At 69.8% G+C, this 25,151-nt stretch carries 23 protein-coding genes and 1 riboswitch; of the genes, 10 read left to right on the plus strand and 13 right to left on the minus strand.

All coding sequences use genetic code 11. From position 1 onward, the window contains the following. Positions 1–34: 34 nt before the first annotated feature. The 3 genes from thiG to thiO form a co-directional block, all read right to left on the minus strand. On the minus strand, positions 35–793 hold the full coding sequence (gene thiG, locus ACOCEP_RS07485; RefSeq protein WP_465410737.1) for a thiazole synthase: 759 nt from the start codon (positions 791–793) through the stop codon (positions 35–37). A gap of 2 nt (positions 794–795) precedes the next feature. Further along, a complete protein-coding gene (gene thiS / locus ACOCEP_RS07490; RefSeq protein ID WP_007033436.1) occupies positions 796–996 on the minus strand; it encodes a sulfur carrier protein ThiS in 201 nt (66 codons plus the stop codon). Then, positions 996–2,066, minus strand: coding sequence for a glycine oxidase ThiO (gene thiO / locus ACOCEP_RS07495; protein WP_482336498.1), 1,071 nt, complete (start codon positions 2,064–2,066; stop codon positions 996–998). The genes thiS and thiO overlap by 1 nt, the downstream gene beginning before the upstream one ends. Beyond that, a riboswitch (TPP riboswitch) is annotated at positions 2,060–2,167 on the minus strand. Its footprint overlaps the gene before it by 7 nt. 30 nt (positions 2,168–2,197) lie before the next feature. Between thiO and thiE the strand changes: the two genes are divergently transcribed. Further along, complete coding sequence (gene thiE, locus ACOCEP_RS07500; protein WP_482336500.1) at positions 2,198–2,863, plus strand: thiamine phosphate synthase; 666 nt, start codon at positions 2,198–2,200, stop codon at positions 2,861–2,863. A 78-nt stretch (positions 2,864–2,941) separates the two neighbouring features. Here thiE and ACOCEP_RS07505 read toward each other — a convergent pair whose 3' ends face one another. Beyond that, entirely contained in the window at positions 2,942–3,649 is a 708-nt protein-coding gene (locus ACOCEP_RS07505; RefSeq protein ID WP_482336501.1) for a hypothetical protein, read from the minus strand. 149 nt (positions 3,650–3,798) lie between these two features. On the opposite strand from ACOCEP_RS07505, the gene ACOCEP_RS07510 reads away from it, so the two are divergent. After that, complete coding sequence (locus tag ACOCEP_RS07510; RefSeq protein WP_482336502.1) at positions 3,799–4,737, plus strand: threonine ammonia-lyase; 939 nt, start codon at positions 3,799–3,801, stop codon at positions 4,735–4,737. A 79-nt stretch (positions 4,738–4,816) separates the two neighbouring features. Here ACOCEP_RS07510 and ACOCEP_RS07515 read toward each other — a convergent pair whose 3' ends face one another. Both ACOCEP_RS07515 and ACOCEP_RS07520 read right to left on the minus strand, forming a co-directional pair. Continuing rightward, the gene (locus ACOCEP_RS07515) at positions 4,817–6,322 is read right to left on the minus strand and encodes an MFS transporter (protein ID WP_482336503.1); all 1,506 of its coding nucleotides are present in this window, start codon (positions 6,320–6,322) and stop codon (positions 4,817–4,819) included. A gap of 91 nt (positions 6,323–6,413) precedes the next feature. Further along, the gene (locus ACOCEP_RS07520; RefSeq protein ID WP_026467051.1) at positions 6,414–7,169 is read right to left on the minus strand and encodes a GntR family transcriptional regulator; all 756 of its coding nucleotides are present in this window, start codon (positions 7,167–7,169) and stop codon (positions 6,414–6,416) included. 140 nt (positions 7,170–7,309) lie between these two features. Here ACOCEP_RS07520 and ACOCEP_RS07525 point away from each other — a divergent pair, with 140 nt between their 5' ends. After that, complete coding sequence (locus ACOCEP_RS07525) at positions 7,310–8,353, plus strand: SIS domain-containing protein (RefSeq protein WP_037336305.1); 1,044 nt, start codon at positions 7,310–7,312, stop codon at positions 8,351–8,353. After that, positions 8,350–9,300 carry an N-acetylglucosamine kinase gene (locus ACOCEP_RS07530; protein WP_482336505.1) on the plus strand — a complete coding sequence of 317 codons (951 nt, stop codon included), beginning with the start codon at positions 8,350–8,352 and terminating at the stop codon, positions 9,298–9,300. The genes ACOCEP_RS07525 and ACOCEP_RS07530 overlap by 4 nt, the downstream gene beginning before the upstream one ends. Positions 9,301–9,408: 108 nt before the next feature. On the opposite strand, the gene ACOCEP_RS07535 is transcribed toward ACOCEP_RS07530, so the two are convergent. Continuing rightward, a complete protein-coding gene (locus ACOCEP_RS07535) occupies positions 9,409–10,092 on the minus strand; it encodes a DUF3159 domain-containing protein (RefSeq protein ID WP_482336506.1) in 684 nt (227 codons plus the stop codon). Positions 10,093–10,364: 272 nt separating this feature from the next. On the opposite strand from ACOCEP_RS07535, the gene ACOCEP_RS07540 reads away from it, so the two are divergent. From ACOCEP_RS07540 to ACOCEP_RS07565, 6 genes are all read left to right on the plus strand, one after another. Beyond that, a complete protein-coding gene (locus ACOCEP_RS07540; protein WP_482336507.1) occupies positions 10,365–11,204 on the plus strand; it encodes an SGNH/GDSL hydrolase family protein in 840 nt (279 codons plus the stop codon). A gap of 244 nt (positions 11,205–11,448) precedes the next feature. After that, the gene (locus tag ACOCEP_RS07545) at positions 11,449–12,165 is read left to right on the plus strand and encodes an OmpA family protein (protein WP_482336508.1); all 717 of its coding nucleotides are present in this window, start codon (positions 11,449–11,451) and stop codon (positions 12,163–12,165) included. A gap of 7 nt (positions 12,166–12,172) precedes the next feature. Continuing rightward, on the plus strand, positions 12,173–12,604 hold the full coding sequence (locus tag ACOCEP_RS07550; RefSeq protein WP_482336509.1) for a hypothetical protein: 432 nt from the start codon (positions 12,173–12,175) through the stop codon (positions 12,602–12,604). A gap of 91 nt (positions 12,605–12,695) precedes the next feature. Next, the gene (locus ACOCEP_RS07555; protein ID WP_126730318.1) at positions 12,696–13,172 is read left to right on the plus strand and encodes a DUF6932 family protein; all 477 of its coding nucleotides are present in this window, start codon (positions 12,696–12,698) and stop codon (positions 13,170–13,172) included. After that, positions 13,169–14,053: a hypothetical protein gene (locus tag ACOCEP_RS07560; protein WP_482336510.1), complete on the plus strand. Its 885-nt coding sequence runs from the start codon at positions 13,169–13,171 to the stop codon at positions 14,051–14,053. Before ACOCEP_RS07555 ends, ACOCEP_RS07560 begins: the two co-directional genes overlap by 4 nt. 161 nt (positions 14,054–14,214) lie before the next feature. Next, positions 14,215–14,865, plus strand: a complete 651-nt coding sequence (locus tag ACOCEP_RS07565; protein ID WP_482336512.1) for a DUF4190 domain-containing protein — start codon at positions 14,215–14,217, stop codon at positions 14,863–14,865. Between the two features lie 289 nt (positions 14,866–15,154). Here the strand turns inward: ACOCEP_RS07565 and ACOCEP_RS07570 are convergent, their stop codons facing one another. The 6 genes from ACOCEP_RS07570 to ACOCEP_RS07595 all read right to left on the minus strand — a co-directional run bounded on the left by ACOCEP_RS07570 (position 15,155) and on the right by ACOCEP_RS07595 (position 25,102). After that, positions 15,155–17,944, minus strand: a complete 2,790-nt coding sequence (locus ACOCEP_RS07570) for an AfsR/SARP family transcriptional regulator (protein WP_482336513.1) — start codon at positions 17,942–17,944, stop codon at positions 15,155–15,157. Between the two features lie 823 nt (positions 17,945–18,767). After that, positions 18,768–19,667, minus strand: coding sequence for an ectoine hydroxylase (thpD, locus tag ACOCEP_RS07575; RefSeq protein WP_482336515.1), 900 nt, complete (start codon positions 19,665–19,667; stop codon positions 18,768–18,770). Between the two features lie 25 nt (positions 19,668–19,692). Then, on the minus strand, positions 19,693–20,082 hold the full coding sequence (locus tag ACOCEP_RS07580) for an ectoine synthase (protein ID WP_007033454.1): 390 nt from the start codon (positions 20,080–20,082) through the stop codon (positions 19,693–19,695). A 43-nt stretch (positions 20,083–20,125) separates the two neighbouring features. Beyond that, positions 20,126–21,376, minus strand: a complete 1,251-nt coding sequence (gene ectB / locus ACOCEP_RS07585; RefSeq protein WP_482336517.1) for a diaminobutyrate--2-oxoglutarate transaminase — start codon at positions 21,374–21,376, stop codon at positions 20,126–20,128. 38 nt (positions 21,377–21,414) lie between these two features. Beyond that, the gene (gene ectA, locus ACOCEP_RS07590) at positions 21,415–21,906 is read right to left on the minus strand and encodes a diaminobutyrate acetyltransferase (RefSeq protein ID WP_482336519.1); all 492 of its coding nucleotides are present in this window, start codon (positions 21,904–21,906) and stop codon (positions 21,415–21,417) included. Between the two features lie 223 nt (positions 21,907–22,129). Beyond that, entirely contained in the window at positions 22,130–25,102 is a 2,973-nt protein-coding gene (locus ACOCEP_RS07595) for a patatin-like protein (RefSeq protein WP_482336521.1), read from the minus strand. Between the last annotated feature and the right edge of the window lie 49 nt (positions 25,103–25,151).

Below are 25,151 nucleotides of genomic sequence, written 5' to 3' on the forward strand. Positions count from 1 at the left end.
ACTCGCCGTGAAGGCCGCGAACCGTACGAAAGGGTTACCGGGGCGGGCTCGACGCGTGCGCCCAGAACCGCTGCGGGATCCGTCCCGCGCCGGCGGCCAGCCGCCCGGCGGTGACGGCGGCCCGCATCGCCGACGCCATCCGTTCCGGGTCCGCGGCCCTGGTCACGGCGGTGGAAAGCAGGACCGCGTCGCAGCCGAGCTCCATCGCCAGCGTCGCGTCGGAAGCCGTGCCGATCCCGGCGTCGAGGATCACCGGAACCCCCGCGCGGGACACGATCAGCTCGATGTTGTGCGGGTTCCGGATGCCGAGACCCGTGCCGATGGGCGCGCCGAGCGGCATCACCGCCGCACAGCCCGCCTCCTCCAGCCGCAGCGCCAGCACCGGGTCGTCGTTGGTGTACGCGAGCACGGTGAAGCCGTCGGCGGCGAGCTGTTCGGCCGCTTCGAGGGTCTCGAACGGGTCCGGCAGCAGCGTGCGGTCGTCGGCGTGGACCTCAAGCTTGACGAGGTCGGTTTCGAGCGCTTCGCGCGCGAGCTGCGCGGTGAGGACCGCTTCGGCGGCCGTCCGGCAGCCGGCGGTGTTGGGCAGCAGGCGGATGCCTAGGCGGCGAAGCAGTTCGAGGACGCCGGAGCCGCCTTCGGCGTCGGCCTTGCGCATGGCGACGGTGGTCAATTCCGTCCCGGACGCGACCAGCGCGCGTTCGAGCACGGCGAGGTTGCCCGCGCCGCCGGTGCCGATGATCAACCGCGACGAGAGCTTGTGCTCGCCGATGACGAGGTGGTCGCCGTCCATTTTCAGCCTCCTTGCACAGCGGTGAGGATGTCGACGCTGGCGCCCTTGCGCACCACCGCTTCCGGCCATTCGCCGCGCCGGACGACCACGCCGTCCACCGCGACCGCGACCCCCTGGGTCGCCGTGCCCAGCGCCTCCAGCACACCCTCGACGGTGGTGCCGTCGGGGAATTCGCGCCACTGGCCGTTGACCTGGATCTCCATCACACGCGCTCCTCGCTTCGCCGCGACGGCGCTGCCGCCGCGACCTCGTCCGGCAACGGCACTCCATCCAGCCAGGCGACCGCGGCGTCCGCGGTGACCGGGGCCATCAGGAGGCCGTTGCGATGGTGACCTGTCGCGGCGAAGACACCTTCGCCCAGCTCACCGATGAAGGGCATCGTGTCGACACTCGCCGCGCGAAGCCCGGCGGCGGTCTCGACGAGTTCGTACTCGGTGAGGCCGGGGAAGACGCGCTCCGCGCCTTCGAGCAGCTCACGAACGCCTCGGACGGTGACGGTCTCGTCGAAACCGGCCTCGTACTGGGTGGCGCCGAGCACGAGCTGACCGTCGTCGCGAGGGACAAGGTAGATCGGGCGGCCTTCGACCATCGCGCGGACGGTGCGCTTCGGGGGCGGCAGGCAGCCCCTTCGCGGCCGGAGGCGGAGGATCTCGCCCTTGAGCGGGCGGACGGCGCCGTCGAGCGCGGGGTGCAGGCGTCCGGTCCAGGCGCCCGCGGCGAGGACGACGTCGCCCAATCCGCCGAGGTCCGTGATGGTCTCCTGGCGAAACCCGACGCCGTGCGCGTCGCAAGCGTGCCTGAGCGCGTGCAGCAGCTTTCTGTTGTCCACGGCCAGATCCCCGGGCACCAGGAGTCCACTTCGGACGGATCCGGCGAGCCCGGGCTCGGTGCGGCGGGCCTCGCGGCCGGTCAGCTGCTCGACGTCCCGGCCGAGCTCGGTGAGATACGCGGCGAGCATTTCGAGGTTGCCCGCGTCGGCGCTGTCCAGCGCGACGACGAGCGTGCCGTGCGGCGAAAGGCCCGGGTCGACACCCTCTTCGGCCAGGTCACGGGCGAAATCCGGCCAGCGTCGCAGCGACGCCTCACCGAGGGTGAGGACGTCCTCCTCGCCGGGCCAGGCCTCGGTGACCGGCGCGAGCATGCCGCCCGCGAGCCACGACGCGCCGCGCCCCGGACCGGGGTCGTACACGGTGACGCGATGACCGCGCGCGGACGCGCGCCAAGCGACCGAGAGGCCGATGACCCCGCCGCCCACAACCGAAAGTTCTCTCATGGAATCACGCTCCCTGCGCCGGCATGACCCGGATCAGGTTCCACGGTCGGAGCGGTCCCGGCTCCCTCTCAGCCCGTCCTCGGGCTCCCGTGCGGACCACCCCACCGTAGCGCGCGAGTACCGTCGCCGCCATGCCCACCCTGTCTGGTTCGCTGATCCGCGCCCGGCTCGCGGACGCCCGCCTGTACCTCTGCACCGACGCCCGGTCCGGCCGCGGCGATCTCGCCGAATTCGCCGACGCCGCGCTGGCCGGCGGGGTCGACATCATCCAGTTGCGGGACAAGAGCGGCGGCGCGCCGATCGAGGCGAAACACGAGATCGCCGCCCTCGAAGTGCTGGCCGAGGCGTGCGAGAAGCACGACAAGCTGCTGGCGGTGAACGATCGCGCGGACGTCGCGCTCGGCGTCGGCGCGCACGTGCTGCACCTGGGGCAGGACGACATCCCGGTGTCGCTGGCGCGCCGCGTGCTGGGGGACGACGTGGTGATCGGCCGGTCCACCCATTCGGCCGAACAGGCCGCGGCGGCCGCCGCCGAGCCCGGCGTGGACTACTTCTGCACCGGCCCGTGCTGGCCGACCCCGACCAAACCCGGCCGGTCCGCCCCGGGACTCGGCCTGGTGCGCTCGACGGCCGCGTCCGGGACGACGCGGCCGTGGTTCGCGATCGGCGGGATCGACGTCGAGAGGCTGCCCGAGGTGCTGGCCGCGGGGGCGTCGCGGATCGTCGTCGTCCGGGCGATCACCGAGGCCGAAGACCCCGAAGCGGCCGCTCGCACCCTTCGCTCCGCCCTCTCCTGACCCCCTGCGTTTCGTCCTCTGGATGCGGTCGTTGGTAGTGCGAACTACCGCATCCAGAGGACGAAACGCGTGTCAGGGTCAGGGCACGGGGGTGTTCGAGGCAGGCGGGGCCGAGGGGGTCGTCGGGGGCGCCTGGGAGGTCGTAGGCGTGGTGGACGGCGCGGTCGGCGTCGTCGGGGGTGCCTGCGTGGTGGTGGGCGTCGACGACGGGGTCGGCGTGGTCGACGGCGTCCGCTCGGGCTGGTTGTCCCGCGTCTCCGAAGGGGTCGCCGGCGGGGTGTCGTGCTTGTCCTGCGGCTCCTGGGCCTGCCCGCCGCCGATGATCTTCCCTATGGTGGTCCCGGTTCCGCCGCCGAAGGTCTTCCCGGTCGCCCCTTCGAAGCCGGTGATCGCGACGAGCGCCACCGCGAACGCCACCACGCTGACTCCGGCGATCACCGCCCAGCGCGGTTTGAACTTCCGCCCGGACGGCTCTTCGTCGTCGGCCTGGGTGATCCGGACGGTCTCCTGCTCCGCCGGGTCGAGCACCTTGCGGCGTCCGGGGACGGTCAGCACCACTCGCGCCTTCAGCGCCGCGTCCTTCGTCCGTTGCAGCGAACGCAGATACAGCTCGCCGCCGAGCGTGGTGATCACGCTCGCCAGCCCGGCGCCCGCGACCGTTCCGGCCACGCCGAGCGTGGAACCCAGCAGCGCCGCGGTGATCGCGGCCATCGCGGCGGCGACCACCTGGATGATCCGGCCCTGCTTTTCCGTCTTTTCGGCTTTCTCCGTGGTCTCCTTGGTCATGATCCCGTTCTGCTGCTAGTCGGTCCTCACCCGTCCTAACGAATAAGGCGCACGGGATGCTCCCTTCGTTGTCCGCACGTGAGGAGCGCCACCCTCTCTGTCCAAAAAGGACTGTCCAAGGCTCACAACTCCTTGACATAATCGGAGGTATGAACCTGGTCTCGATCGAGGAAATCCGCGACGCGGCGAGCCGTGTCAAAGGCGTCGCGGTGCGCACCCCGCTGCTGGAACAAGGGTGGGCGCCGTTGTGGCTCAAGCCGGAAAGCCTTCAGCCGATCGGTGCTTTCAAGGTGCGCGGCGCCTACAACGCGATCGCCGCGCTGACCGAAGATCGGCGCGCCCGCGGCGTCGTCGCGTTTTCCAGTGGCAACCACGCGCAAGCGGTCGCGTACTCGGCGAAGCGATTCGGCGTTCCCGCGGTGATCCTCGTTCCGGACGTCGCCCCGCGCGCCAAGGTCGAAGCCACCAAGGCGCTCGGCGCCGAGGTCATCGAGGTCCCGATCGACGCGCAGGAATCGTCCGCGCTCGCCGTCGCCGAGGAACGCGGGCTCACCATGATCCCGCCGTTCGACCACCGCGACGTCATCGCCGGGCAGGGCACCGTCGGCCTGGAGATCGCCGAAGACCTGCCGGACGCCGGAGTCGTGCTCGTACCGCTCAGCGGCGGCGGGCTGGCCTCGGGCGTCGGCGCGGCGATCAAGGAACTGCTGCCGGACGCGAAGGTCATCGGCGTCGAGCCGGAACTGGCCGGCGACACCGCCGAGGGCCTGCGTGCGGGCAGGCGGATCGAGTGGCCGATGGAGCTGCGGGCGCGCACCAGCGCCGACGGCCTGCGCGCCCAGCCGTCGGACCTGACCTTCGCCCACCTCCAGGCGGTGCTCGACGACGTCGTCACCGTTTCGGAGGACGAGATCCGGAACGCCGTCCGGACGCTGGCGCACCGGGCCCGCCTGGTCGCCGAACCGAGCGGCGCCACCGCGACCGCCGCGTTCCTTTCCCACCGGGACGCGCTGCCACCGGGCAAGGTCGTCTCGGTCGTTTCGGGCGGCAACCTGGACCCGGCGACCCTGGCCGGCCTACTGGCGTAACTCGCGTGATCAGGGGCGTAACTCGCGTGATTGGAGGCGTAACTCACGAGTTACGCCTCCAATCACGTGAGTTACGCCTTCAATCACGCGTGTGGCGCCCGGGGCGGACGTGCGTCGGGGGCGAGTCGACCCCGCAGTGGAGACATTCGCCGGGGTGCGGTGATTCCTCGGTGTCGGCGGAAGGTGTGTCGAGGACGCCGTTGTGGATGCCGAGCGCGATCAGCCCGCCGCCGATCGCGAGCGCCGCGCACACCAGCAACGCCGTCCGCCAGCCCGCGGTCAGCGCCACCGGATCGGTGTAGGCGGCGCCGGACAGGCCCGCGACGGCGGGCAGGACGGCGATCGCGAGCAGGCCACCTGAGCGGGCGATGGCGTTGTTCACGCCGGAGGCGACGCCGGCGTACCGGTCCGGCGCGGCGGCCAGCACCGTCGCGGTCACCGGGGCGACGACCGTCGCCAGCCCGGCGCCGAACACGACGACGGCGGGCAGCACCGAACCCAGGTACGAGGATCCCGGCCCGACCCGCATCAGCAGAAGCATGCCCACGCCGACCAGGATCGGGCCGGCGACCAGCTGCGTCCGCGGCCCGATCTTCTGCGCGAGCGCGCCGGACCGGCCGGAGAACAGCAGCATGATGACGGTGATCGGCAGCCCGGCGAGCCCGGCCGCGGTCGGCGAGTAGCCCAGCGACACCTGCAGCTGCATGACCATCAGCATCATCACGCCGCCGAGCGCCGCGTAGACGACGAAGGTCAGCGCGTTGGCGAGGCTGAACGTCCGGTCGCGGAACAGTTTCGGCGGCACCAGCGGGTCGGCCGAGCGGTGCTGCATCACCAGGAACGTCCCCAGCCCCGCGACGCCGAGCACGATGGCGACCAGGACGACGGCGTCACCGAGACCGCGTCCGGGCGCCTCGACCAGCGCGCCGGTCAGCCCGGCGAGCCCGATCGCGCCGACGGCGGCCGCGAGGAAGTCGGGATGCCCGGTCGCCTCGTCGTCACGGGACTCGGGCACGTAGCGCCGGGCGAGCAGGACGCAGACCGCGGCGAGCGGCAGGTTGATCAGGAACGCCAGCCGCCACGACCACACCTGCACGAGGACGCCGCCGAGCAGCGGGCCGATCGCCGCCGCGATCCCGCCGAGCCCGGACCAGGCGCCGATCGCGCGGGCCCGGTCTTCATGGGTGAACGACGCTTGGAGGATCGCGAGCGAGCCGGGCGTGAGCAAAGCTCCCCCGATCCCCTGGAGGATCCGGGTCACGACGAGCACCTCGGTCGTGGTCGCGGCGGCGCACAGCCCGGAGGCGACGCCGAACCAGACGACGCCCACGAGGAACACGCGGCGGCGGCCGTAGCGATCGCCGAGCGATCCGGCGACGAGGATCAGCGCGGCGAGCGCGAGCAGATAGCCGTCGAGGATCCATTGCAGACCCGCCACGGACGCGTCGAGCTCGTCGCCGATCCTCGGGAGCGCGACGTTGATGATCGTCCCGTCGAGCATCGCCATGCCCGAACCCACGATCGTCGTGGCGAGCACGCCACGCGCTGTCGGCGTCCCCCACCTGATCCCCGCCGTGTCGGTCATGGGACGACTGAAGCACGACGGCCGGGACCGGGCCACCGCGAAACAGGCGTGAATTCCGGGAAAGCGATCTTTCCCGGAATTACCTGACTTGTCAGGGAAGTAGCGTGGTGACGAATTTGTAACGGTCACCCCGGTAGATCGCGCGCGCGAACTCGACCGGTTTTCCGTCGGTGGCGTAGGAATGCCTCGAAAGGAGCAACATCGGCATTCCGACGTCGGCGCCGAGCATCTCCGCCTCGTGCGGCCCGGCGAGGGCGGTCTCGATCGTTTCCTCGGCCCTTTCGAGCTCGACGCCGTAGTGCTCCCTCAGCACGGCGTACAGCGAACCACCTGCGGAAACGTGTTTGCGCAAACCGCGGAAGCGGCCGAGCGGGAGATGCGTGGTCTCCAGGGCCATCGGCTGCGAATCGGCCAGCCGGAGACGGCGAAGACGAAGGATCTTCGCACCGACGCGGATTCCGAGCAGCTTCGCCAGATCGGCCTCGACCGGCAGTTCGTCGATCTCCAGGAGCTTGGACGACGGCTTGAGCCCCTGCTTGCGCATGTCCTCGGTGTAGGACGACAACTGCAGGCGCTGCGCGAGTTTCGGCTCGGCGGCGAAGGTGCCCTTGCCCTGAACGCGGTGGAGCCTGCCCTCGGCGGTGAGATCGGCGAGCGCCTGCCGGACCGTGGTGCGCGAAACGGTGAATTCCCCCGCCAGTGCCCGTTCCGTCGGAATCGGCGAGCCGGGCGGCAACGCGTCGAGCAGATCGAGCAGATGCTGTTTCAGCGCCCAGTACTTGGGTTCGCGCTGTCCGCGCATCCCTGCCGTAGCGCCCGCCTCACTCGCGGTGGTTGTCTCCAACATGACCGACTCCCTAAGCCTTCCCACTCAAACGCGCACCGTCCCCGCTAGGAAACGTACCCTTCACCACAAACGTCCATTCGGGCTAGCATTGGTCTAGACCTACTCGGGGGACGAAGTACGTCCCGGTGGAAGGGAACGAGATGACCGAACAGCGCCCCGGCGAGCACATGGCCGCGGAGATCTCCCAGCAACCCGCCATTCTGGCAGGAATCGTGGAGCGACAGGCCGAAATCGCCGAGGTGGCCGAAGCCATCTCCAAGCGCCCGCCCAGGTTCGCACTGCTCGCCGCCCGGGGCTCCAGCGACCACGCCGCCCTGTATGCGAAGTACCTGATCGAAGTACTCCTCGGTCTCCCCTGCGGTCTCGTCTCGCCCTCCACCGCGACTCTGTACGGCGCCCGTCCCGATCTGCGGGACGTTCTCTTCATCACAGTAAGCCAAAGCGGTGGTTCCCCGGATCTCATCGAGGTCACCGAAACCGCGCGTCGCCAGGGAGCGCTGACCGTTTCGGTCACCAACACCCCGGAGTCGCCGCTGCGCGCCGCCGCCGAACTCGGTGTCGACATAGGCGCGGGTCTGGAAAAGGCCGTTGCCGCCACCAAGACCTACTCGGCCACCTTGCTCTCGCTTTACCTTCTGATCGACGCGGTCCGCGGCGGCAAGGGCGAGGACGCGGAGAAGCTGGGCGAGCTCGCGCAGCAGACCCTCGACGGTTCCGTCGAAGGCGTGCAGCGCGCGGTGGACCGCTACCGCTTCGTCGACCGGGTGCTCACCACGGGCCGCGGGTACTCCTACGCCTCGGCGCTGGAAGGTTCGTTGAAGCTGGCCGAAACCAGCTACCTCGCCGCCCGCGCGTACAGCGGCGCGGACCTGTTGCACGGTCCGGTCGCCGCGGTCGACGGTGAGACCGCCGTGCTCGCCGTGACGAGCCAGGGCCACGGCGTGGGCGCGATGCAGGAGGTCCTGGAGGCCGTCGGCAAACGCGGCGCGGACGTGCTCGCGGTCGGCTCCGCTTCGGCCGACGTCCCCGCGGCGTTGCGGATCGGCGTCGCGCCGTCCGCCGAAGAGGTCGCCCCGATCCTGGAGATCCTGCCGATCCAGCGGATCGCCCTCGGCCTTTCGCTGGCGCGCGGCGGCGACCCGGACAGCCCGCGCGGGCTGCTCAAGGTGACCAAGACCCGGTGAGTCACGTCGTTGGAGTGGACGCCGGAGGCACGTCGACACGAGCGATCGCCGTCGACGCCTCCGGCGCCGTCCTCGGCACCGGGCGCGCGGACGGGGCGAATCCGAACTCCCATCCGCCGCACGAGGCCGCGGCGCGGATCGCGAGCGCGATCACCGGCGCGCTCGGCGAGCTGGATCCGGCGGCGACGGCGGCGTGCGTCGTCGGTATGGCGGGCGTCAGCAAGCTGAGCGATCCGTCGATCGCGGAGATCTTCGAAGCCGCGTGGAAGGACGCGGGGATCGGTCCGGTGCGGACGGTCCCCGACCCCGAGGTCGCCTACGCGTCGGCGACTTCCGCGCCGGACGGCTCCGTGCTCGTGGCCGGCACCGGGTCGATCGCCGGCCGGATCCGCGGCAGGCGGATGGTGTCCACGGTCGGCGGCTACGGCTGGCTGCTCGGCGACGAAGGTTCGGCGTACTGGCTCGGCAGGGAAGCCGTTCGCTCCACTTTGGATGTTCTGGGCCGCGGCCGCGAACCCGGTCCGCTCGCGCGCGCCGTGCTCGCCGAAGCGCTCGGACCGTCCGCAGTGGACCCCGCGACCGACCGGACGCCGCTCTGGCGCGCGCTCGTCACGAGCGCCAACGCCGAAGCCCCGATCCGGCTCGCCAGGTTCGCCCCGTTCGTCAGCGACGCCTACCGCGAAGGCGATCCCGCGGCGGACGAGATCACCACCCGCGCGGCCGCCCTGCTGGTGACGAACGTCATGGCCGCCCGGGATCCCGGCGAGGACACGCCGGTCGTCCTGGTGGGCGGCGTGCTGTCGCCGGAGGGGCCGGTGGGGGCGAAGGTCCGCGCCGAACTCGCCGGCGTCGAGGTTCTGACCAGCACCGACGGGGTACTCGGCGCCGCGTGGCTCGCCGCCGTCGACGCCTACGGTGAAGGGGCACCGCGGCCGGCGTCACCGTGAAAAAACACCCGGAACAAGCCCGGAAAGACCAAACCATCGACTCCGGGGCCGAACTCCGGGTACCGTAGGACCCGGCCCCCGGACCCTCCCCCCTCGCCGGGGGCCGCCTTATGTCCTGGGCAGCCCACCGGGCGCGGAATCCGAGGGATCTTCGTTTTCCTCCACCACCCGCAGGCCGGGATGTTCCGGCGGCAGCGTGCGGTAGAGCACCCAGCCGCTCACGGCGACCGTCACCGCCACCAGCGGCCAGGAGAGCACCGTCCGCGCGATGCCGAGCGCGACCACCTGCCCGCTCCACCACAGCGAGCCGTAGACGGCGACCCGCAGCGTGTACTGGAGGAAGACCCACACCCAGCTCGCCCGCGAATACGCGCGAAGCAGCGCGGGATCACGGCGCCATCGGGTCTTCTGCCCGATGACGAGCCCCACCACGACCCCGAGCAACGGCCACCGGACCACGATGCTGGCCGCCCACAGCAGCGCGCTGGCCACATTGGACAGCAGCTGGATGAGGAAGAAGTCTTCGGCGCGGCCGGTGTGCAGGGCGATCAGCGCCGCGGCGATCACCGCGGCGAGGCTCACCACGACCGCGCGGGCCTTGTCGCCGCGCGCGAACCGGTATCCGCCGAGCAGCACCGCCACCGCGATGGCCACCCCGGCACCCCAGGCGATCGACTGGCCGGCGATCAGCCAGCCGAGGACGAAGGCCGCGGGCGGGATGCTCGCGTCGATGGCGCCACGCCGCCCGCCGAGGATCTGGGCGAGCGACTCGCGCGAGGGTCGTGAGGTCACCCTTACAGCCTGCCGGATCCCTGAGCCCGAGCACCCGGGCGGGGAGACGTTCGCCACATACCGTGTCCGGTTTACGCCCGCTTGAGGGGAATCCACGCAGCCCAGGAGTGTACATCCCAGTAATGGAGATGCATGGACGTCCGACAAAATAAGAGACTGTGTCAACGGGCTGAACCACGGGTTTCGGCCAGGTGGGATTGCAGGGGCGCTCTCAGCTGTTAGTTGTGGTGTACAAGTACCACCGGGGGCACACGGACGGAAGGGGACCCAACGTGTACGGATTCGACAGCTACGTGGCGATCGGTGACAGCTTCACCGAAGGACTCAACGACGACTTGCCCGACGGCACCTTCAGGGGCTGGGCGGACAGGCTGGCGGAGATCCTCGCCGAAGGCAGGCCCGATTTCCAGTACGCGAACCTCGCCCTTCGCGGGAAGATGCTCGACGAGATCCTCGAGGAGCAGCTCCCGATCGCCCTCGCGGTGAAGCCCGACCTGGTCACCCTGTGCGCGGGCGGCAACGACATCATCGTGCCCGGCGCGGACGTGGACGCCGTCGCCGCGCGGCTGGAGGCGGGGGTCGCCAAGCTGCGCGAGGCCGGGATCCCGGTGCTCATCTTCAACGGGCCGGACACCAAGTACCTGTCCGTGATGCACGTCCTGCGGGGGAAGGTCGGCATCTACAACGCGCATCTGTGGGCGATCGCCGACCGGCACGGCGCCAAGATGGTCGACATGTGGGCGATGGCCCCGCTGCACGACCGGCGTGCCTGGAGCGACGACCGGCTGCACTTCACCCCCGAGGCCCACCGGCGGATCGCGCTGCGCGCGGCCGAGGTCCTCGGCGTCCCGGTCGCCGACGACTGGCGTGAGCCGTGGCCGGCGTCCGAGGAGCCGCACACCTGGATCACTTCGCGCCGCTCGGACCTCGAGTGGACGAAGGCGCACCTGCTGCCGTGGATCCGCCGTCAGCTCAAGGGCGAGTCCATGGGCGACGGCCTGTCCCCGAAGCGCCCCGAGCTCGCGCCGCTGCTCCCGCTGGAGCAGATCGAGACGACGGGCGTCACCCTGCCCACCACCGATCTGCGGGAGATCCACCACCACGCGAGCTGAACCACGGTAGTACGTGAAGGCCCCCTTCATTGCGCCTAGCGCAATGAAGGGGGCCTTCACGTACTACCGGGCCATCGATCGATGTCACCCAGAAGGGTCATGTGCCGAACCCGTCCGGGCCGAGGCGAGGTCCGGGCTGCGGTCGACGTCGCAGGCCAGACCGGGTGCGCGGCACCTCGCATAGCGCGCGGGACGTGCGGAAAGCCGGTTCGCTAACCGGACGTACGCGGCTTACAGTCCCTTCATGCCCGGTACACGCTGGAGCCGCTTGCTGCCTACAGCGCTGCTGGTCACGCTCGCCTTGACGGCGATCACCGTCTGGTCGGCCTCGGACGACATCGAGGCCGAGCTGACCGCGCGCGCGAAGAGCGCGCTCGCCGACGTAGGCGTCTCCGGCGGCCAGGTGAGCTTCTCCGGCCGCGACGCGAACCTCACCGGCTTCCCGCCGGACAAGGCCGCGCAGGCGATGGACGCCATCCAGCGGATCGACGGGGTCCGGACGGTCGAGATCTCCGGTGACACCGCCCCGCCCGCCGGTCCGGTGACGACCAGCGGCGAGCCGCCGAGCCAGCCCGCGCCGAGCCCGCCGCCCAGCCCCGCGCCGACGTCGGCCAAGCCGACGGACAAGGCGGGCTTCCAGGCCGAGATCGACCGGCTGCTGGCGGCCACGCCGATCACGTTCGAACCGGACACCACCGACCTCACCGCGGACGGCGAACGCGGCGCGCTGGAGGTCGCGAAGCTGCTCACCGACGCGCCCCGCGAACTGCGGTTCCGGATCACCGGATCGGTCGCGACCGGTTCGGACCGCAAGCTCGCGCTGAACCGGGCGCTGACGGTCGAGCGGCTGCTGGAGCGCAACGGGGTCAAACGCGACCAGGCGTACTCCACCCAGCGCAGGAACTCCGACGGCGCGAGCGGCGAGGGCCGCCGCGTCGACATCACGGCAGAACAGAGGTGATGGCCTGATGCTCTGGCTCTTCGGGCAGATCTGGCTGTGGCTGCTCATCTCGTTCGCCCTCGGCTGCGGTGTCACCTGGCTGCTGACGCGCGGCGAACGGCGTGAGCGTCCCGCCGCGGAACAGGCGGTTCACGAGCCGCCGCGCGCCGCGGTCCCGGTCCAGCACGACCCGGATCCCGAACCCGTCCCCGAACTGCTCTCCACCGAACGGACGCAGTTCCTGCCGCCCGCACGGGTGCAGGACGACGACGAGCCGTACGACCAGGAGGCGGAAGGCCACCGCGAGGGCCAGCTGGCGCCGGAAGCGGTGCGGGCCTACCACCCCGGCCCGCCGGAAGCGGCCGCCCGCAACGGCGAGGGCGGCCACGAACCCGAACCCGTCTGGCCGAGCGACGAGGACTGGCCGCCCGCCGGGCACCGGCCGGGGCAGGGCGGCTGACACTCGCCTGGTAAATTCGGCTACGCACTGTGAGCGGGACGCCGGGTACGTTTCTTCGATCGGGAGCTCCGGCACACGAAGGAGGCTCCGATTGGCGCTCCCCTATTGGACGCCGCACAACCTGCTGCCTCCTGGCCGCCATCCCGCCGATCTGGCCGACGTCTACGAGCGGCTGGTCTTCGACGCGCCGCACCAGAACGACCGTGAAATCCTGTTCAGCGCGCTGAACAGCTACCTCGGCGTCGCCCGGCGGATCATGCCGACCGGCCGCGCGTGGATCGGCGGCGATCTGACCGCCAGGACCCCGCACGCGCCGCGCGGGCTCGACGTGGTGCTGATCCCGGACGAATGGGGCGCGCTCAAACGGCTCGACGACGCGGGCCGTTCGGCGCTGTACGGGCTGCTGACCTTGCGCGGGGTCATCGTCGGCCAGCCCGCCATGTACCTGGACCAGGTCCAGCCCGTCGGCGGCATGCTCGACGGTTTCCTCTGCCGCCCCGGCGACGAGGAGATCTGGGAAGAAGTGTGGGCATCGGGTGGCAGGGGAATTCCGGAAGTGATCTGGTGAGGAACGAATTCCGGCGTATCGCCGACGAGATCCCCGGCGGCACCTGGCTCGACGACCTCGCCCGCGCGTCGGCGATGGCCGCGTACGCCAAGTTCGAGCGGACGTCGCGTTCGCCGCTGCTCCGCGTTTCCGTGCTCGGCGAGTCGCATCTGGACGCGTACACCTTCTCCGACATCAGCCGCGCGCTGCAGGACGCGACGGCGAAGATCGGGCACATCATCCGGAACCCGTCGGGCGAGGTGACCTTCGTCCAGCCCGCGGACCGCGAGAAGGCCCCGCTGATCCAGCGCGGACAGGCGGGTAACGCGATCTTCTTCGGTTTCCCGGAACCGGCGCTCGACGACGCGCTCATCCACGACGGGATCGAGTCGCTGTCCGAACGAGCGGTCAAGGAGCTGTGCGACTTCCTGCCCGCCAACGGCTCCGACGACGGCGCGCTGGACGCGGTGCTGCTGCAGCGCGACACCGTCCGCAACGCGGTCAGCGACATCGTCAACGCGGTCAGCAAGCACGCCGGGATCGGGATGGCGCTGACCCCGACCTCGGGTGACGAGCTGACCCGCAGCATGACCACGGAGCAGGCGAGGGTCCTGTCCGGAAGCCTGCGCGAGTCACGCGAGGCCGTCGGCTACGAGACGGTCAGCGGCAGGCTGGACGGCGTCCGCACGCGGCGCCGGATCTTCTATCTCGAACGCGAGTCGGGCGGCACGATCCAGGGCGCGGTCGCGCCGGATCTGCTCGACGAGATCAAGGAGAACCTGGACCGGCCGGTGACCGCGCGGCTGCGCGTCGTGCGCACCACGACCATCGACGGCCGCCGCGGCCGCCCGGTGCACGAACTGCTGGAGATCACCCCGGAAGTCAGCCTGTTCGATCAGTGATCGGGTTTCCGACATTCGGCGATACCACAATTCTCGTCAGAAAATGTCGGTGACCGCTTGATCATCGTGGAATGATGACTTTTTCCGGCAGGTAACAATTTCGGCCATTGCCCCGAACGATGGGTTAACGTCTTCGGACGGAAGCCTCCGAAAGGGCATGTATGCCGACCGATCCACCTCTCCCGCACCCGCCTGCCACCCGCTACGGCCCCGGGTTCGCCGCGCACGGAACCCGGCACCGCAAACCCAAGAACGGCGTGGTCATCGCGGGTTTCCTGGTCGGCTTGGCGGCACTCGGGGTCGCCTTCGTCCCGGTCGCCGGGATCGCCGCATGGCCGCTCGCCGTGATCGGTGTGATTCTTTCCGTGATCGGTTTGACCAAAATCAAGAAGGGCGAAGCGGACAAGAAGGGAATGGGGATCGCGGGGCTCGCGCTTTCGATCACCGGACTGCTGGCCGCCGGCGGGTTACTGGTCTACACCAGTTTCTTCGTGACCGGCGAGTCGGGTCTGCACGTCCCGGCGGTCGCCGGGGACGAGAACACCGTCGAGTTCGTCGTCAGCGCTTCCGGCGGCGCGACCATCCGGTACGGCTCGCTCAACGACCAGCGGACCGAGACGACCCCGGCCAGCACCGACGAATGGCGCGGCACGGCGTCCTTCAACTCGGGCGACTACCTGCTCACCGTCACCGCGGACACCCGGAACTCGACGGTCAGCAACCAGATCGCCTGCACGATCCTGGTGAACGGCAAGAAGGTGGCCGAGAACAAGGGCCAGACCATCGCCCTGTGCACCGCGGGCACCGGCTGACCCCCGACCCCGCCCGCGTTTCGTCCTCTGGTTGCGGTCCTTGCGCGTGCAACTACCGCAACCAGAGGACGAAACGCGGGAGTGCCGCCTGGCGGCCGGCCGGTATCGCCCCCACCTCCACCGGCCGGACCGCCACGAGCCGCTCCTGGCGGCCCTTCAGACGGCCCCGGAACCGGGCCCGCCCGAGCGTCGATCACTACCGCGTGCCCCTCCCCTAGGGCTCGATCGACACTGAACCGGACCCTACGCGCGTGTGCGGCGAGGCCACTAAGAATCCGCTAAGGATCACTCACGGACTTTCGTCGAGGTCGGTGAGTTCCGCACGGACCAGCGCGGCGAGCTTGGGATTGGCGTCCGCGAGGATCTTCAGCGCGAGCGCGAATTGTTCGCGGGCACCGTCCACATCCGACCCGGCCCGCAGCACCCTGCCCAGGGTCAGCCGCAGGACGCCCTCCTGGAGGACGAAGCGCCGGCTGATCGTCAGATCCACGGCTTCCCACACGTACCGCTCGGCCGCGGCGAGCTCGCCGATCCGCATGCTCAGTTCGGCCAGGTTGTTCAGTGAGACGACGACGTAGCTTTCGTCCCCGAGCGTGCGGTCGATCTCCAGCGAGGCGACCTGATGCCCGATCGCCTCGATGAACCGCCCCGCCCGCTTTTCGGCCTCGGCGCAGTTGTTGAGCGCCTGCCCGCGCAATTCGAGATCGCCGGTCCGTTCGGTCTCCTCGACCGCGCGCCGCAACGTCCTGATCGCCTCGTCGTGCCGCCCCAGCAGGGTCAGCGCGGAGCCGAGGTGGATGTTCGCGGAGATCGTCAGCCGGTCGTCGCCGAGCGCGGTCGCGAGCTCCAGCGCGCATTCGGCGTCGGCGAGGCAGCCCTGCGGCAGCTCGAAAGTGAGCGCGATGGCGCAGCGGGAGATCAGCATCCAGCACCGGCCGAGGACGTCACCGGATCGCTCGGCCGCGTCCAGTCCGATCGCGACCAGCCGCGTCCACTCGTCCAGCAACGGATACACCGCGCGATAGGTGTGCGCGACCCTGGCCAGCCGCCAGACGTCGTCGTGGCGACCGGCGGCGCGGGCGGCTTCGAGGACCTCGAGCAGGTTCTCCCATTCCGCGGTGAACCAGTCCTGCGCTTCGTCGAAGGTACTGATCGGGGGCGTCTGCGCGTCGGTCAGTGTCCCGGTGAAGTCGAGCGGGTCGACGATCCGCAGCATTTTCCGCCGGGCCCGGTCGGCGACGGCCTGATAGAACCGCACCGAGCGCGACAGGACGTCTTCGCGGTCGGTTTCGTCGAGTTCGTTCCCCGCCAGTTCGCGGAGGAACAAGCGGACGAGGTCGTGCGGGACGAAGGAATCGCGGCCGGTTTCGGCGAGCAGGTTGTGCGCGGTGAGCACCCGCAGATGCCGCCGAGCCTCGGCGACGGTGATTCCGCTGATCGCCGCCGTCAAATGCGAACCGGCCGAAACGCATTGGACCACGCCGAGCCGCAGGAACGTGTCCGCGACCTCGGGCGGCAACCCGCGGAACGACACGTCGAACGCCGCGCGGACACCGTCGTCCGGGCCCTCGACGTCGAGCGCGGCCAGCCTCGTCCGTTCGTTGCCGAGTTCGTCGACCAGATCCTGCGCGGACCACTGCGCGCTGGCGGCGAGCCGGGCACCCGCGATCCGCAGCGCCAGCGGGAGATAGCCGCAGAGCCGGGCGAGCGCGTGGTTGAGATCGAACCCGGCCGGTCCGGCCAGCTCCTCGATCAGCCGGACGGCGTCGCCGGGCGCGAGGGTGCCCAGCACCCGCAGCTTGGCGGCGTTGGACACGGCGAGCCCGTCGAGCCGCGAGCGGCTGGTCACCAGCGTCATCGACCGCGAACCGGGCGGCAGCAACGGCCGGACCTGCTCGGCGCTCCGGGCGTTGTCGAGGATGACCAGCATCCGGCGCCCGGCGATCATCGAGCGGTAGAGGGCGACGCGTTCGTGGATCTGCTCCGGGACACCCTCGGCGGGCACGCCGAGCCCGAGCAGGAACTGGGTGAGCAGATCGGCGGGCTCCAGCGGCGGATGATGTGGGTCGAAACCCCGCAGCGAGGCGAAAAGGATGCCGTCGGGGAAGCGGCGGCCCGCCCGATGCGCCCACCACACCACCAGGCTGCTCTTGCCGATCCCGGCCGTCCCGGTGACCACGCCGACCGCGGTCTCGCCCGCTTCGGCCCGCTCGGCGAGTTCGTCGAGCCAGGCCAGGTCGGCCTCGCGCCCGGCGAGGTTCGGTACCGCGGGTGGCAGCTGCTGGACCGGCGCCGCCTCGGCCTTCGGTTCCGCGACGACCTTGACCGGCAGGTCGTCGTTGAGGACACGTTCGTGCAGCCAGCGCAGATCCGCGCCGGGTTCGACGCCGAGGGTGCGCAGCGTCGCCCGGGACACCGTGCGGTAGAGCTCGAGCGCGTCACCGCGGCGGCCGGCGTGGTAGAGCGCGCGCATCAGCTGCCCGGCCGTGCGCTCGGCGAGCGGATTCGCCCGGACGAGCGGGCTGAGCTCGACGATCAGTTCCGCGTGCCTGCCCAGTTCGAGGTCCGCGTCGACCCTGGCGCCGTGGACGGCGAGCCGCAGATCCTCCAGCTCGGGCGCGCGGACCGACCCCGGCACGCCGGCGAGCGCGGGTCCCTGCCAGAGCGCGAGGGCCTCGGTGAGCAGCTCGGCCGCCTTCTCCGGCTCTTCCGCCGAAGCCCGCTCCAGCAGGGACCGGGCGCGATGGACGTCGATCCGCTCGGGCTCGACGGTCAGCTGGTAGCCGGGCGGCGCGGTGAGGATGCGGGCGCCGTGCGGATGATCGCCCTGGATGCCCCGGAGCACGCGGCGCAGATGCGAGACGTTGCCGTGGACGATCGTGCGGGCCGTGGCCGGCGGGTCGTGCCCCCAGAGCGCGTCGATGATCTCGTCGAGCGTGACGAGCTTGTTGACCTTCAGCGCCAGCAGCGCGAGGAGGCCGCGGACGCCGGGCCCGCCGACGGGGACCGGCCGGTCGCCGTCGAGGAGGCGCACGGGACCGAGGAGCTGGAAGCGGGCAGGGGAACCGCTTTCGGCCATGACAAGCCCCCCTCCCTCCGATCTCTCCCCTTACCGGAACAGCCAACCTACCGCGCGGAGAGCCCGCCAACCAGGACGATCGAGGCCGCGAAGGCCTCCTTCCCTACTTTCAGGGTAGGGAAGGAGGCCTTCACGGCGTTGACGGATCCGGACAAAGGTGCCTAAGCGGGCATTGTGCGTCCACTGTGGACTTCGCTGCGGGGGGCATGTCCTGAAGGCCCCCTTTGGGACGTTGAGCGTCTGGAAGGGGGCCTTCAGGACATGCGTCACCAGCGCATCGGCTCGCCTTAGGTGCGTGAAGGCGACCCTGCCTGCGTCTAGCGCAACGAAGGGGACTTTCACGACACGCGTCACCAACGCACCGCCTCGCCCGAGGCCGCGAAGGCGACCCTGCCTGCACCCCACGCAACGAAGGGGACCTTCACACACTCGGCAAGCCATGAAGGCCGAGTTTCCTCGGCTGAGCCGAGGGAAGGGGACCTTCACGCGCGGTCGTCGTGGCCACTGGGGCTTGCGAGCCGCGAGTCCGTGAACCTGAACCGAAAGACACGAAAAAGGCTCCGTGCCATCAGTCCCGATCTGATGGCACGGAGCCGGGAGATGTCCGACTTGGGCCGCCTGGGGGCGCGACCCACATCGGACATCGGCGTCCACGTCCGTCCGGGTGGGCTCACCCCGAGCGAAGAACCCGGTTCGGTCGTCGACAACACCTACGTGAGCGAGCCCACTGGCCCGCTCACGTGGCGACAACGTAACAGGGCGCACACCGATGGCTACAAGCGCCCCATCATGGCCTTCGCGACCTGCGGTTTCGCAAATCGGGTCAGCGCGACAGCGGGGTCGAGTCGCGGCCCGCGATGAAGGCCGGCCGCGGTTCGATCGCGGCATAAGGCTTCCGCAACGCGTTTTCGACGCTGTTGAACACGACGAAGATGTTCGACCTCGGGTACGGCGTGATGTTGTTCGAGGAACCGTGCATCACGTTCGAGTCGAACCAGAGCGCGGAACCGGCCTGCCCGGTGAACTGGTCGATCCCGTATTCGGCGGCGAGCGCGGTGATGTCCTCCTCGCTCGGGACGCCGACCCGTTGCTCTTTCAGCGAACTCTTGTAGTTGTCTTCCGGGGTTTCCCCGGCGCACTGCACGAAGGTCCGCTGTGAACCCGGCATCACCATCAGCCCGCCGTTGAACGGGTAGTTGTCGGTGAGCGCGATGGAGCAGCTGACCGCGCGGGGCACGGGCATGCCGTCCTCGGCGTGCCAGGTCTCGAAGTCCGAGTGCCAGTAGAAGCCGGTGCCCCGGAAGCCGGGCATGTAGTTCACGCGGCTCTGGTGGATGTACACCTCGGAGCCGAGGATCTGCCGGGCCCGGTCGAGCACGCGCGGGTCGCGGACGAGTTCCGCGATCAGCTCGCTGGTCTCGTGGACGTCGAAGATGGAGCGGACCTCACCGGTCTTGGCCTCGGTGATGACGCGCTCGTCGTCGCGGTGGTCCCCCGACGACATCCTGACGAGTTCCTGCCAGTACGTCTGGACTTCGCCAGGCGACAACAACTGGTCGACGACGGTGTAACCACGCGTTTCGTGGTTGGCGAGCGTGGCCGCGTCCAAGGGACCGTCGGCCTCGGCGCCCCAGACGGTGGGGTGCGTCCTGGGCAGGTGTTCGGGCTTACCCGTGATGCGGGTCGGGTAACTGTCGTCGACTCGGGTGTCGGTCAGCGTCAATGCAGTCGCCTCCTCGAGCGATTTTCTACGGTTCGGTGACGAGCGGGTACACGCCGTTTTCGTCGTGGACCTCGCGGCCGGTGATGGGCGGGTTGAACACGCAGACGCACTTGATCTCGGTCTTGGGCCGGACCTGGTGCTTGTCGTGGTCGTTGAGCAGGTACAACGTGCCCGGCTTCAGCTGGAAGACCTCGCCGGTCGCGGTGTTTTCGAGCTCTCCTTCACCGGAGGTGATGAACACCGCTTCGATGTGGTTCGCGTACCAGAAGTCGTTGACCGTCCCGGCGTACAGCGTGGTCTCGTGCACCGAGAAACCGACGCCCTCCTTGGCCAGCACGATGCGCTTGCTGCGCCAGTTCGGGGTCTTGATGTCGGCGTCGGTGTCGGTGACCTCGTCGAGTGTTCTGACAAGCAACGGAAAACTCCTTCTCGTTCCTGGTTGGGGCGGTCAGTTCAGGTCAGTTCAGGACAGTGGCGACGGCCTCGTCGATGATCGACAGGCCCTTCGTGAGCTCGTCGTCCGTCAGGGTGAGCGGCGGGAGGACCTTCATGACCTCTCCGTCCGGCCCGGAGGTCTCCATCAGCAGCCCGCGCTCGAACGCGGCGGCGCAGACCTTGCCCGCGAGGTCGCCGTTGGCGAACTCGATGCCCCGGGCGAGGCCGCGGCCCTTCGCGAAGAGGTTCGCGTCCGGGTACGCCTCGACGATGCCCTGGAAGGCCGCGGCGATGCGCTCACCCTTGGCCTTGGTGGACTTCTCCAGCTCGTCGTCGCTCCAGTAGACGCGCAGCGCCTCGGTCGCGGTGACGAACGCCGGGCTGATGCCGCGGAACGTGCCGTTGTGCTCACCCGGCTCCCAGACGTCGAGGTCCGGGCGGATCAGCGTCAGCGCCATCGGGATGCCGTAGCCGCCGATGGACTTCGAGAGGCAGACGATGTCGGGTTTGATGCCCGCGTCCTCGAAGCTGAAGAACGGGCCGGTGCGGCCGCAGCCCATCTGGACGTCGTCGAGGATCAGCAGGATGCCGTGCTTCTTGCACAGGTCGTCCAGCGCCTTGAGCCACTCGACGCGCGCGGCGTTGATGCCGCCCTCGCCCTGCACGCCCTCGACGATCACGGCGGCGGGCTCGTTCAGGCCGCTGCCGGAGTCTTCGAGCAGCTTCTCGAAGTAGAGGAAGTCCGGGATGGAGCCGTCGAAGTAGTTGTCGTACGGCATCGGGGTGGCGTGCACCAGCGGGACACCCGCGCCGCCGCGTTTCATCGAGTTGCCGGTCACCGAAAGGGCGCCCAGCGTCATCCCGTGGAAGGCGTTGGTGAAGTTGATGACCGATTCCTTGCCGGTCACCTTGCGGGCGAGCTTCAGCGCCGCCTCGACCGCGTTGGCGCCACCGGGGCCGGGGAAGACGACCTTGTAGTCGAGATCCCGCGGCTGGAGGATCTTCTCCTGCAGGGTCTGGAGGAAGTCCCGCTTGGCCACGGTGAACATGTCGAGCGCGTGCGTCACGCCGTCACGCGCGATGTAGTCGATCAGTGCCCGCTTCAGCGCCGGGTTGTTGTGCCCGTAGTTGAGCGCGCCGGCGCCGGCGAAGAAGTCGAGATAGGCCTTGCCGTCCTCGTCGTAGAGGTAGCTCCCCTGCGCCCGGTCGAACACGACGGGCCAGCCGCGGCTGTAGCTGCGCACCTCGGATTCGAGTTCCTCGAAAATGCTCATGACGTTTTCTTTCTCCCTGAGATCCCCGGATTTACGTTCTATTGACTGCTGAGCGGACCGATTCGGTACAGGTCCTCCTGCTCATGCGTTCCTGCCTCGGCCGGGAAATCGGTCGCGGAGAACAGATCCTGGCGTTCCACGGTGGCGTTCCACCGCTTGGCGAACGAGGCGAACAACCGGATCGAAGCCTCGTTGTCCGGGGTGATCGTCGTTTCGAGGTACCGGACGCCCTGGGCGGTCAACTGGCCGAACAGCTCGTCGAGCAGTGCTCCCGCCAGGCCTTTTCCGCGCTGGGACGCGTCGACCGCGACCTGCCAGACGAAGCCGACGTCCTGCCTGCGGTACCCGATCACGAAGCCGACCGGCGTACCGTCGACTTTCGCGACCACCGAGGTGTCGGCGAAATCCTGGCACCACAGCAAATAGGCGTAGGGCGTGTTGAGATCGAGCTTCTTCGAATCGCGGGCGATTCTCCAGAGCGCGGCACCGTCTGCCTTGGTCGGATTTTCGATCAAGTGCTTTCCGGACATGTCCAAGAAACGTACCGGAGGATTCGGGCGCGGTCAGATCAGCGCGGCGGCGGCAGCGCGGCTACCTGCAACAACCCCGAAACACACGTGACAAAGGTAACGGTAACGTTTGAAGCGCAGCACGTGTGGGTAAGGCCGCTTCGGTGCGGTCTCACTGCACGTGACGATACCAACCGTTACCACTTCGTCGCACGGTCAGCGCACGATTCGGTAGCTGATTCCGCTATTCACGACGCCGCTTGCGACCCGTGAGCGAACCGATCGGCGTCCAGATGGCGGGCAGGACGAGCAACAGGCAGACGGCCAGCCACCACACCGGCGCCTCGCCGCGCCGCCAGCCCGCGACGACGTCGCCGAGCCAGCCGAACAGCGGGTCGCGCACCGGTGGCAGGAACGCGGCGAACAGCAGGGCCGCCACCGCCAGCACGCCGAGCACCGTGAGCACCATCCGCCACGTCTTGCGCAAGGTCATCAGGCTCACCGCCAGGAACACGACGGCGCCCGCGGCGACCGGCACGCCGACCCACTGCAGGACGGGGCCGCCCTGTCCACCGAGGACGAAGCCGGCCAGCACGGTGATCAGCGCGGCGAGCACGTTCCACGGTGACGGCAGGGTGGCCGCACCGCGCGTGATCCACCACGCGCTCCGCCCGGCGGCCTTGGCGAAGGTGGCGGCGGGCTGGACCGACTTCGGCACCCGTGTCGCCCCGGCGGCCGCGTTGAGCCCGGCGGCACCGGCCTTGACCAGCGTCTTCGTCAGGAGCATCGTGCCGCGTTCGTGCTCGAACCGTTCGCCGGAGACCTGGCACGCCTGGAAAGCGCGCTGGGTCTGCTCGTCGGTTTCCGGCTCGTTCTCGATCATCCGGCGGAACCGTTCCGACGGTTTCCCGTTCCCCCTGGCCGTTTTCGCGTCGTGTCCGCAGTGGAGGCCGACACACGGCAGCTCCTCGCGGGCGATCTGCAGCTGCCGCACCCTGGCGAGCACCATCGCCGTCACCGGCATGCTGATCGGCAGGGCGGCTTCGGTTTCGACGTCGGCGAGCTCGCCGTCGAGGCCGAGGAAAGCCAGTTCCCCGGCCAATTGCGCGCGCAGCGCGTCCGCTTCCTCTTGCGACAGACCGTCTTCCGTGCCCGGCTGGCGCCAGCCGATCGCCTTGAAGGTGTCCCGGACCTGGGTCCGGAACGCCTCACGCCCGACGACGTCGCGCAGCAGCCGCAGCCGTTTCGGGTCCAGCAGGCACTGCACCAGCCAGCCCGCCCCGTCGACCCGGCCCCACATCCAGTCGTTCGCGCGCCAGGACGCCTTGTAGAACGCGCCGAAGTAGTCGGCCTGCATCCCGGTGAGCTTGTCCCACGAGCGGCGTCGCTTCATGTCCAGCAGCGTCCGCGAATCCGCGCTGACCTGGACGAGATCGACCCGCTGGTCGACCGACGGCGGCTGGGCGAGCAGTCCCCTGGTCGCGATGTGGAGACGCACCAGCCGCGAGGTGACGATGGGATCTCCAGCGCTGGTGTCGTCGGACGTGAGCCCCGTCCAGGCCAGCAACGTGCTGACCGCATCGGCGGCTTCGGTGTCGGGTCTCGCCTGCGCCAACGGCAAAAGGATCGGTGTCGCCTGCCGGAGCGCGGCGACGACGAGCGGCCACGCCTGCATCAGCGTGTCCGAACGGCCGAGCGCGGCCCATTCCTTGGCGAGGCCTTCGATCCAGGCCGCCAGCGTGACGTCGGACGACGGCGGCTCCTGCTCGGTCACCCAGCCCGCGAGGCGCTTCCCCCGAGCCGCCTTGTGCCGAGCCTCGTGCAGCAGCACCCGGCAACGGTTGAGCTGCACCGCCTGCTCCGGCGACGGATCGAGCCGGAAGCCCGCGTTCACCAGCTGGAGGCCGGTCGCGACGGAATCGTCGAGCGCGGTGGTGCGGAAGGCGACCAGATCCGTGAGATCGCAGGTGTCCTTCGGCGGCTCGGTGGGCAGGCCGTCACGCAATCCGGCGGCCGCGGCCGCGCGCAGCTGCGCCGCCGTACCGGACGCCCACTGACGGCCTTGATCCTCCACATCGGACAGTGAGAGCCTGCGGGTCGCCTCACGGACCAGCGCGGTGGCGTCCTCCTGCACCCGCCGGTCGCGGTAGTCGTTCATCAGCCGCTGGTCGACCAGCGTGTCCGGGCCGCCGCGCACCCCCATCGCGGCCAGGGAGACCCGGGTGCCCCTGGTCCGGACGACGGCGTCGTTGTGCCTGGTCAGGTCTTCGAGTTCGGCGCTGATCGTCTGGCTCAGCACGGTGCCGACGACCTTGCTCATCGCGCTGCCCAGCAACGGCGGGCGCTCGGGATCGACCGCGACCCGCTCGGCCTCGCGTTCCGCCGTCGGCACCACGTACAGCAGCAGCCGCCGGACGTCCGAATGGGACTGCCGCTCGAAGATCTCCCGCAGCGCCGGGCGCAGCGGCTTGTTGAGCAGGACACCGCCGTCGGTGAGCCAATGCGAGCGGGTGACGTCGGTGTACTTCGTCATGTCCGGATGCAGCGGGCCGGTCTTCTCGCCGATCGGCATCCGGGAGAGCTCGAACGCCCCGGGGAACGACGCGGTGGACCGCGCGGCGAGCGCGAGCGGGCCGACCACGTCGTCCGTCCACAAAGGAGCGTCGAAGCGGAACAGCAGGCGATGTTCGGTGTCCCGCACCAGGTTTCCGAGCGCGTCGTCGAACCGGGTCGTCTCGCCGTCGATCATCGTGCCGGTGAGCAGCACGGTGATGTCGGGACAGTCGGGTTTCACCGTCGCCTGGTCGGTGATCCGGTGCAACGCGTCCTTGAGATCGCCGAGCAGGACCTTGTCGCCGTCGAGCAGCGAACGCGGTTCCTTCTCGCCGGGGTCGCGGATCAGATTGTCGAGCGAGCCCGTGCTGATCCACGTGTCGCGCAACACCTGCGGGCTCGACCGGAACGCCTCGGCCAGCCCGAGGCACGCCGCGTTGATACCGCCCGCGCTCGTGCCGGTGAGCACGTCGAGCGAGACGGTGGCGTTGAGCAGATCGAGCAGGGCCCGGTACGGGCTCTTCGAGTCCGGCGTTCTCGACGCCTGCAGCAGATGCGAGGTCTCGGTGGCGACCCCGCCCATCCAGACCGCGAGGCTCGCCCCGCCCACCATGGTCATCGCCAGCCGGATCTCCTGCGGCCACGGGCTCCCCGCGTCGACCATCTGCGCCCTCCCCAAGGCTTTGGTGCAGGGGCACTCTAGCCCGGACGGG

It is taken from the genome of Amycolatopsis sp. CA-211722 (assembly GCF_056828465.1).

Bases quoted from the DNA above. Each gene is read 5' to 3' on its own strand.
- thiG (WP_465410737.1), bottom strand. From the start codon at position 793: ATGGACGGCGACCACCTCGTCATCGGCGAGCACAAGCTCTCGTCGCGG.
- thiS (WP_007033436.1), bottom strand. From the start codon at position 996: ATGGAGATCCAGGTCAACGGCCAGTGGCGCGAATTCCCCGACGGCACC.
- thiO (WP_482336498.1), bottom strand. From the start codon at position 2,066: ATGAGAGAACTTTCGGTTGTGGGCGGCGGGGTCATCGGCCTCTCGGTC.
- thiE (WP_482336500.1), top strand. From the start codon at position 2,198: ATGCCCACCCTGTCTGGTTCGCTGATCCGCGCCCGGCTCGCGGACGCC.
- ACOCEP_RS07505 (WP_482336501.1), bottom strand. From the start codon at position 3,649: ATGACCAAGGAGACCACGGAGAAAGCCGAAAAGACGGAAAAGCAGGGC.
- ACOCEP_RS07510 (WP_482336502.1), top strand. From the start codon at position 3,799: ATGAACCTGGTCTCGATCGAGGAAATCCGCGACGCGGCGAGCCGTGTC.
- ACOCEP_RS07515 (WP_482336503.1), bottom strand. From the start codon at position 6,322: ATGACCGACACGGCGGGGATCAGGTGGGGGACGCCGACAGCGCGTGGC.
- ACOCEP_RS07520 (WP_026467051.1), bottom strand. From the start codon at position 7,169: ATGTTGGAGACAACCACCGCGAGTGAGGCGGGCGCTACGGCAGGGATG.
- ACOCEP_RS07525 (WP_037336305.1), top strand. From the start codon at position 7,310: ATGACCGAACAGCGCCCCGGCGAGCACATGGCCGCGGAGATCTCCCAG.
- ACOCEP_RS07545 (WP_482336508.1), top strand. From the start codon at position 11,449: ATGCCCGGTACACGCTGGAGCCGCTTGCTGCCTACAGCGCTGCTGGTC.
- ACOCEP_RS07550 (WP_482336509.1), top strand. From the start codon at position 12,173: ATGCTCTGGCTCTTCGGGCAGATCTGGCTGTGGCTGCTCATCTCGTTC.
- ACOCEP_RS07565 (WP_482336512.1), top strand. From the start codon at position 14,215: ATGCCGACCGATCCACCTCTCCCGCACCCGCCTGCCACCCGCTACGGC.
- ACOCEP_RS07570 (WP_482336513.1), bottom strand. From the start codon at position 17,944: ATGGCCGAAAGCGGTTCCCCTGCCCGCTTCCAGCTCCTCGGTCCCGTG.
- ectB (WP_482336517.1), bottom strand. From the start codon at position 21,376: ATGAGCATTTTCGAGGAACTCGAATCCGAGGTGCGCAGCTACAGCCGC.
- ectA (WP_482336519.1), bottom strand. From the start codon at position 21,906: ATGTCCGGAAAGCACTTGATCGAAAATCCGACCAAGGCAGACGGTGCC.
- ACOCEP_RS07595 (WP_482336521.1), bottom strand. From the start codon at position 25,102: ATGGTCGACGCGGGGAGCCCGTGGCCGCAGGAGATCCGGCTGGCGATG.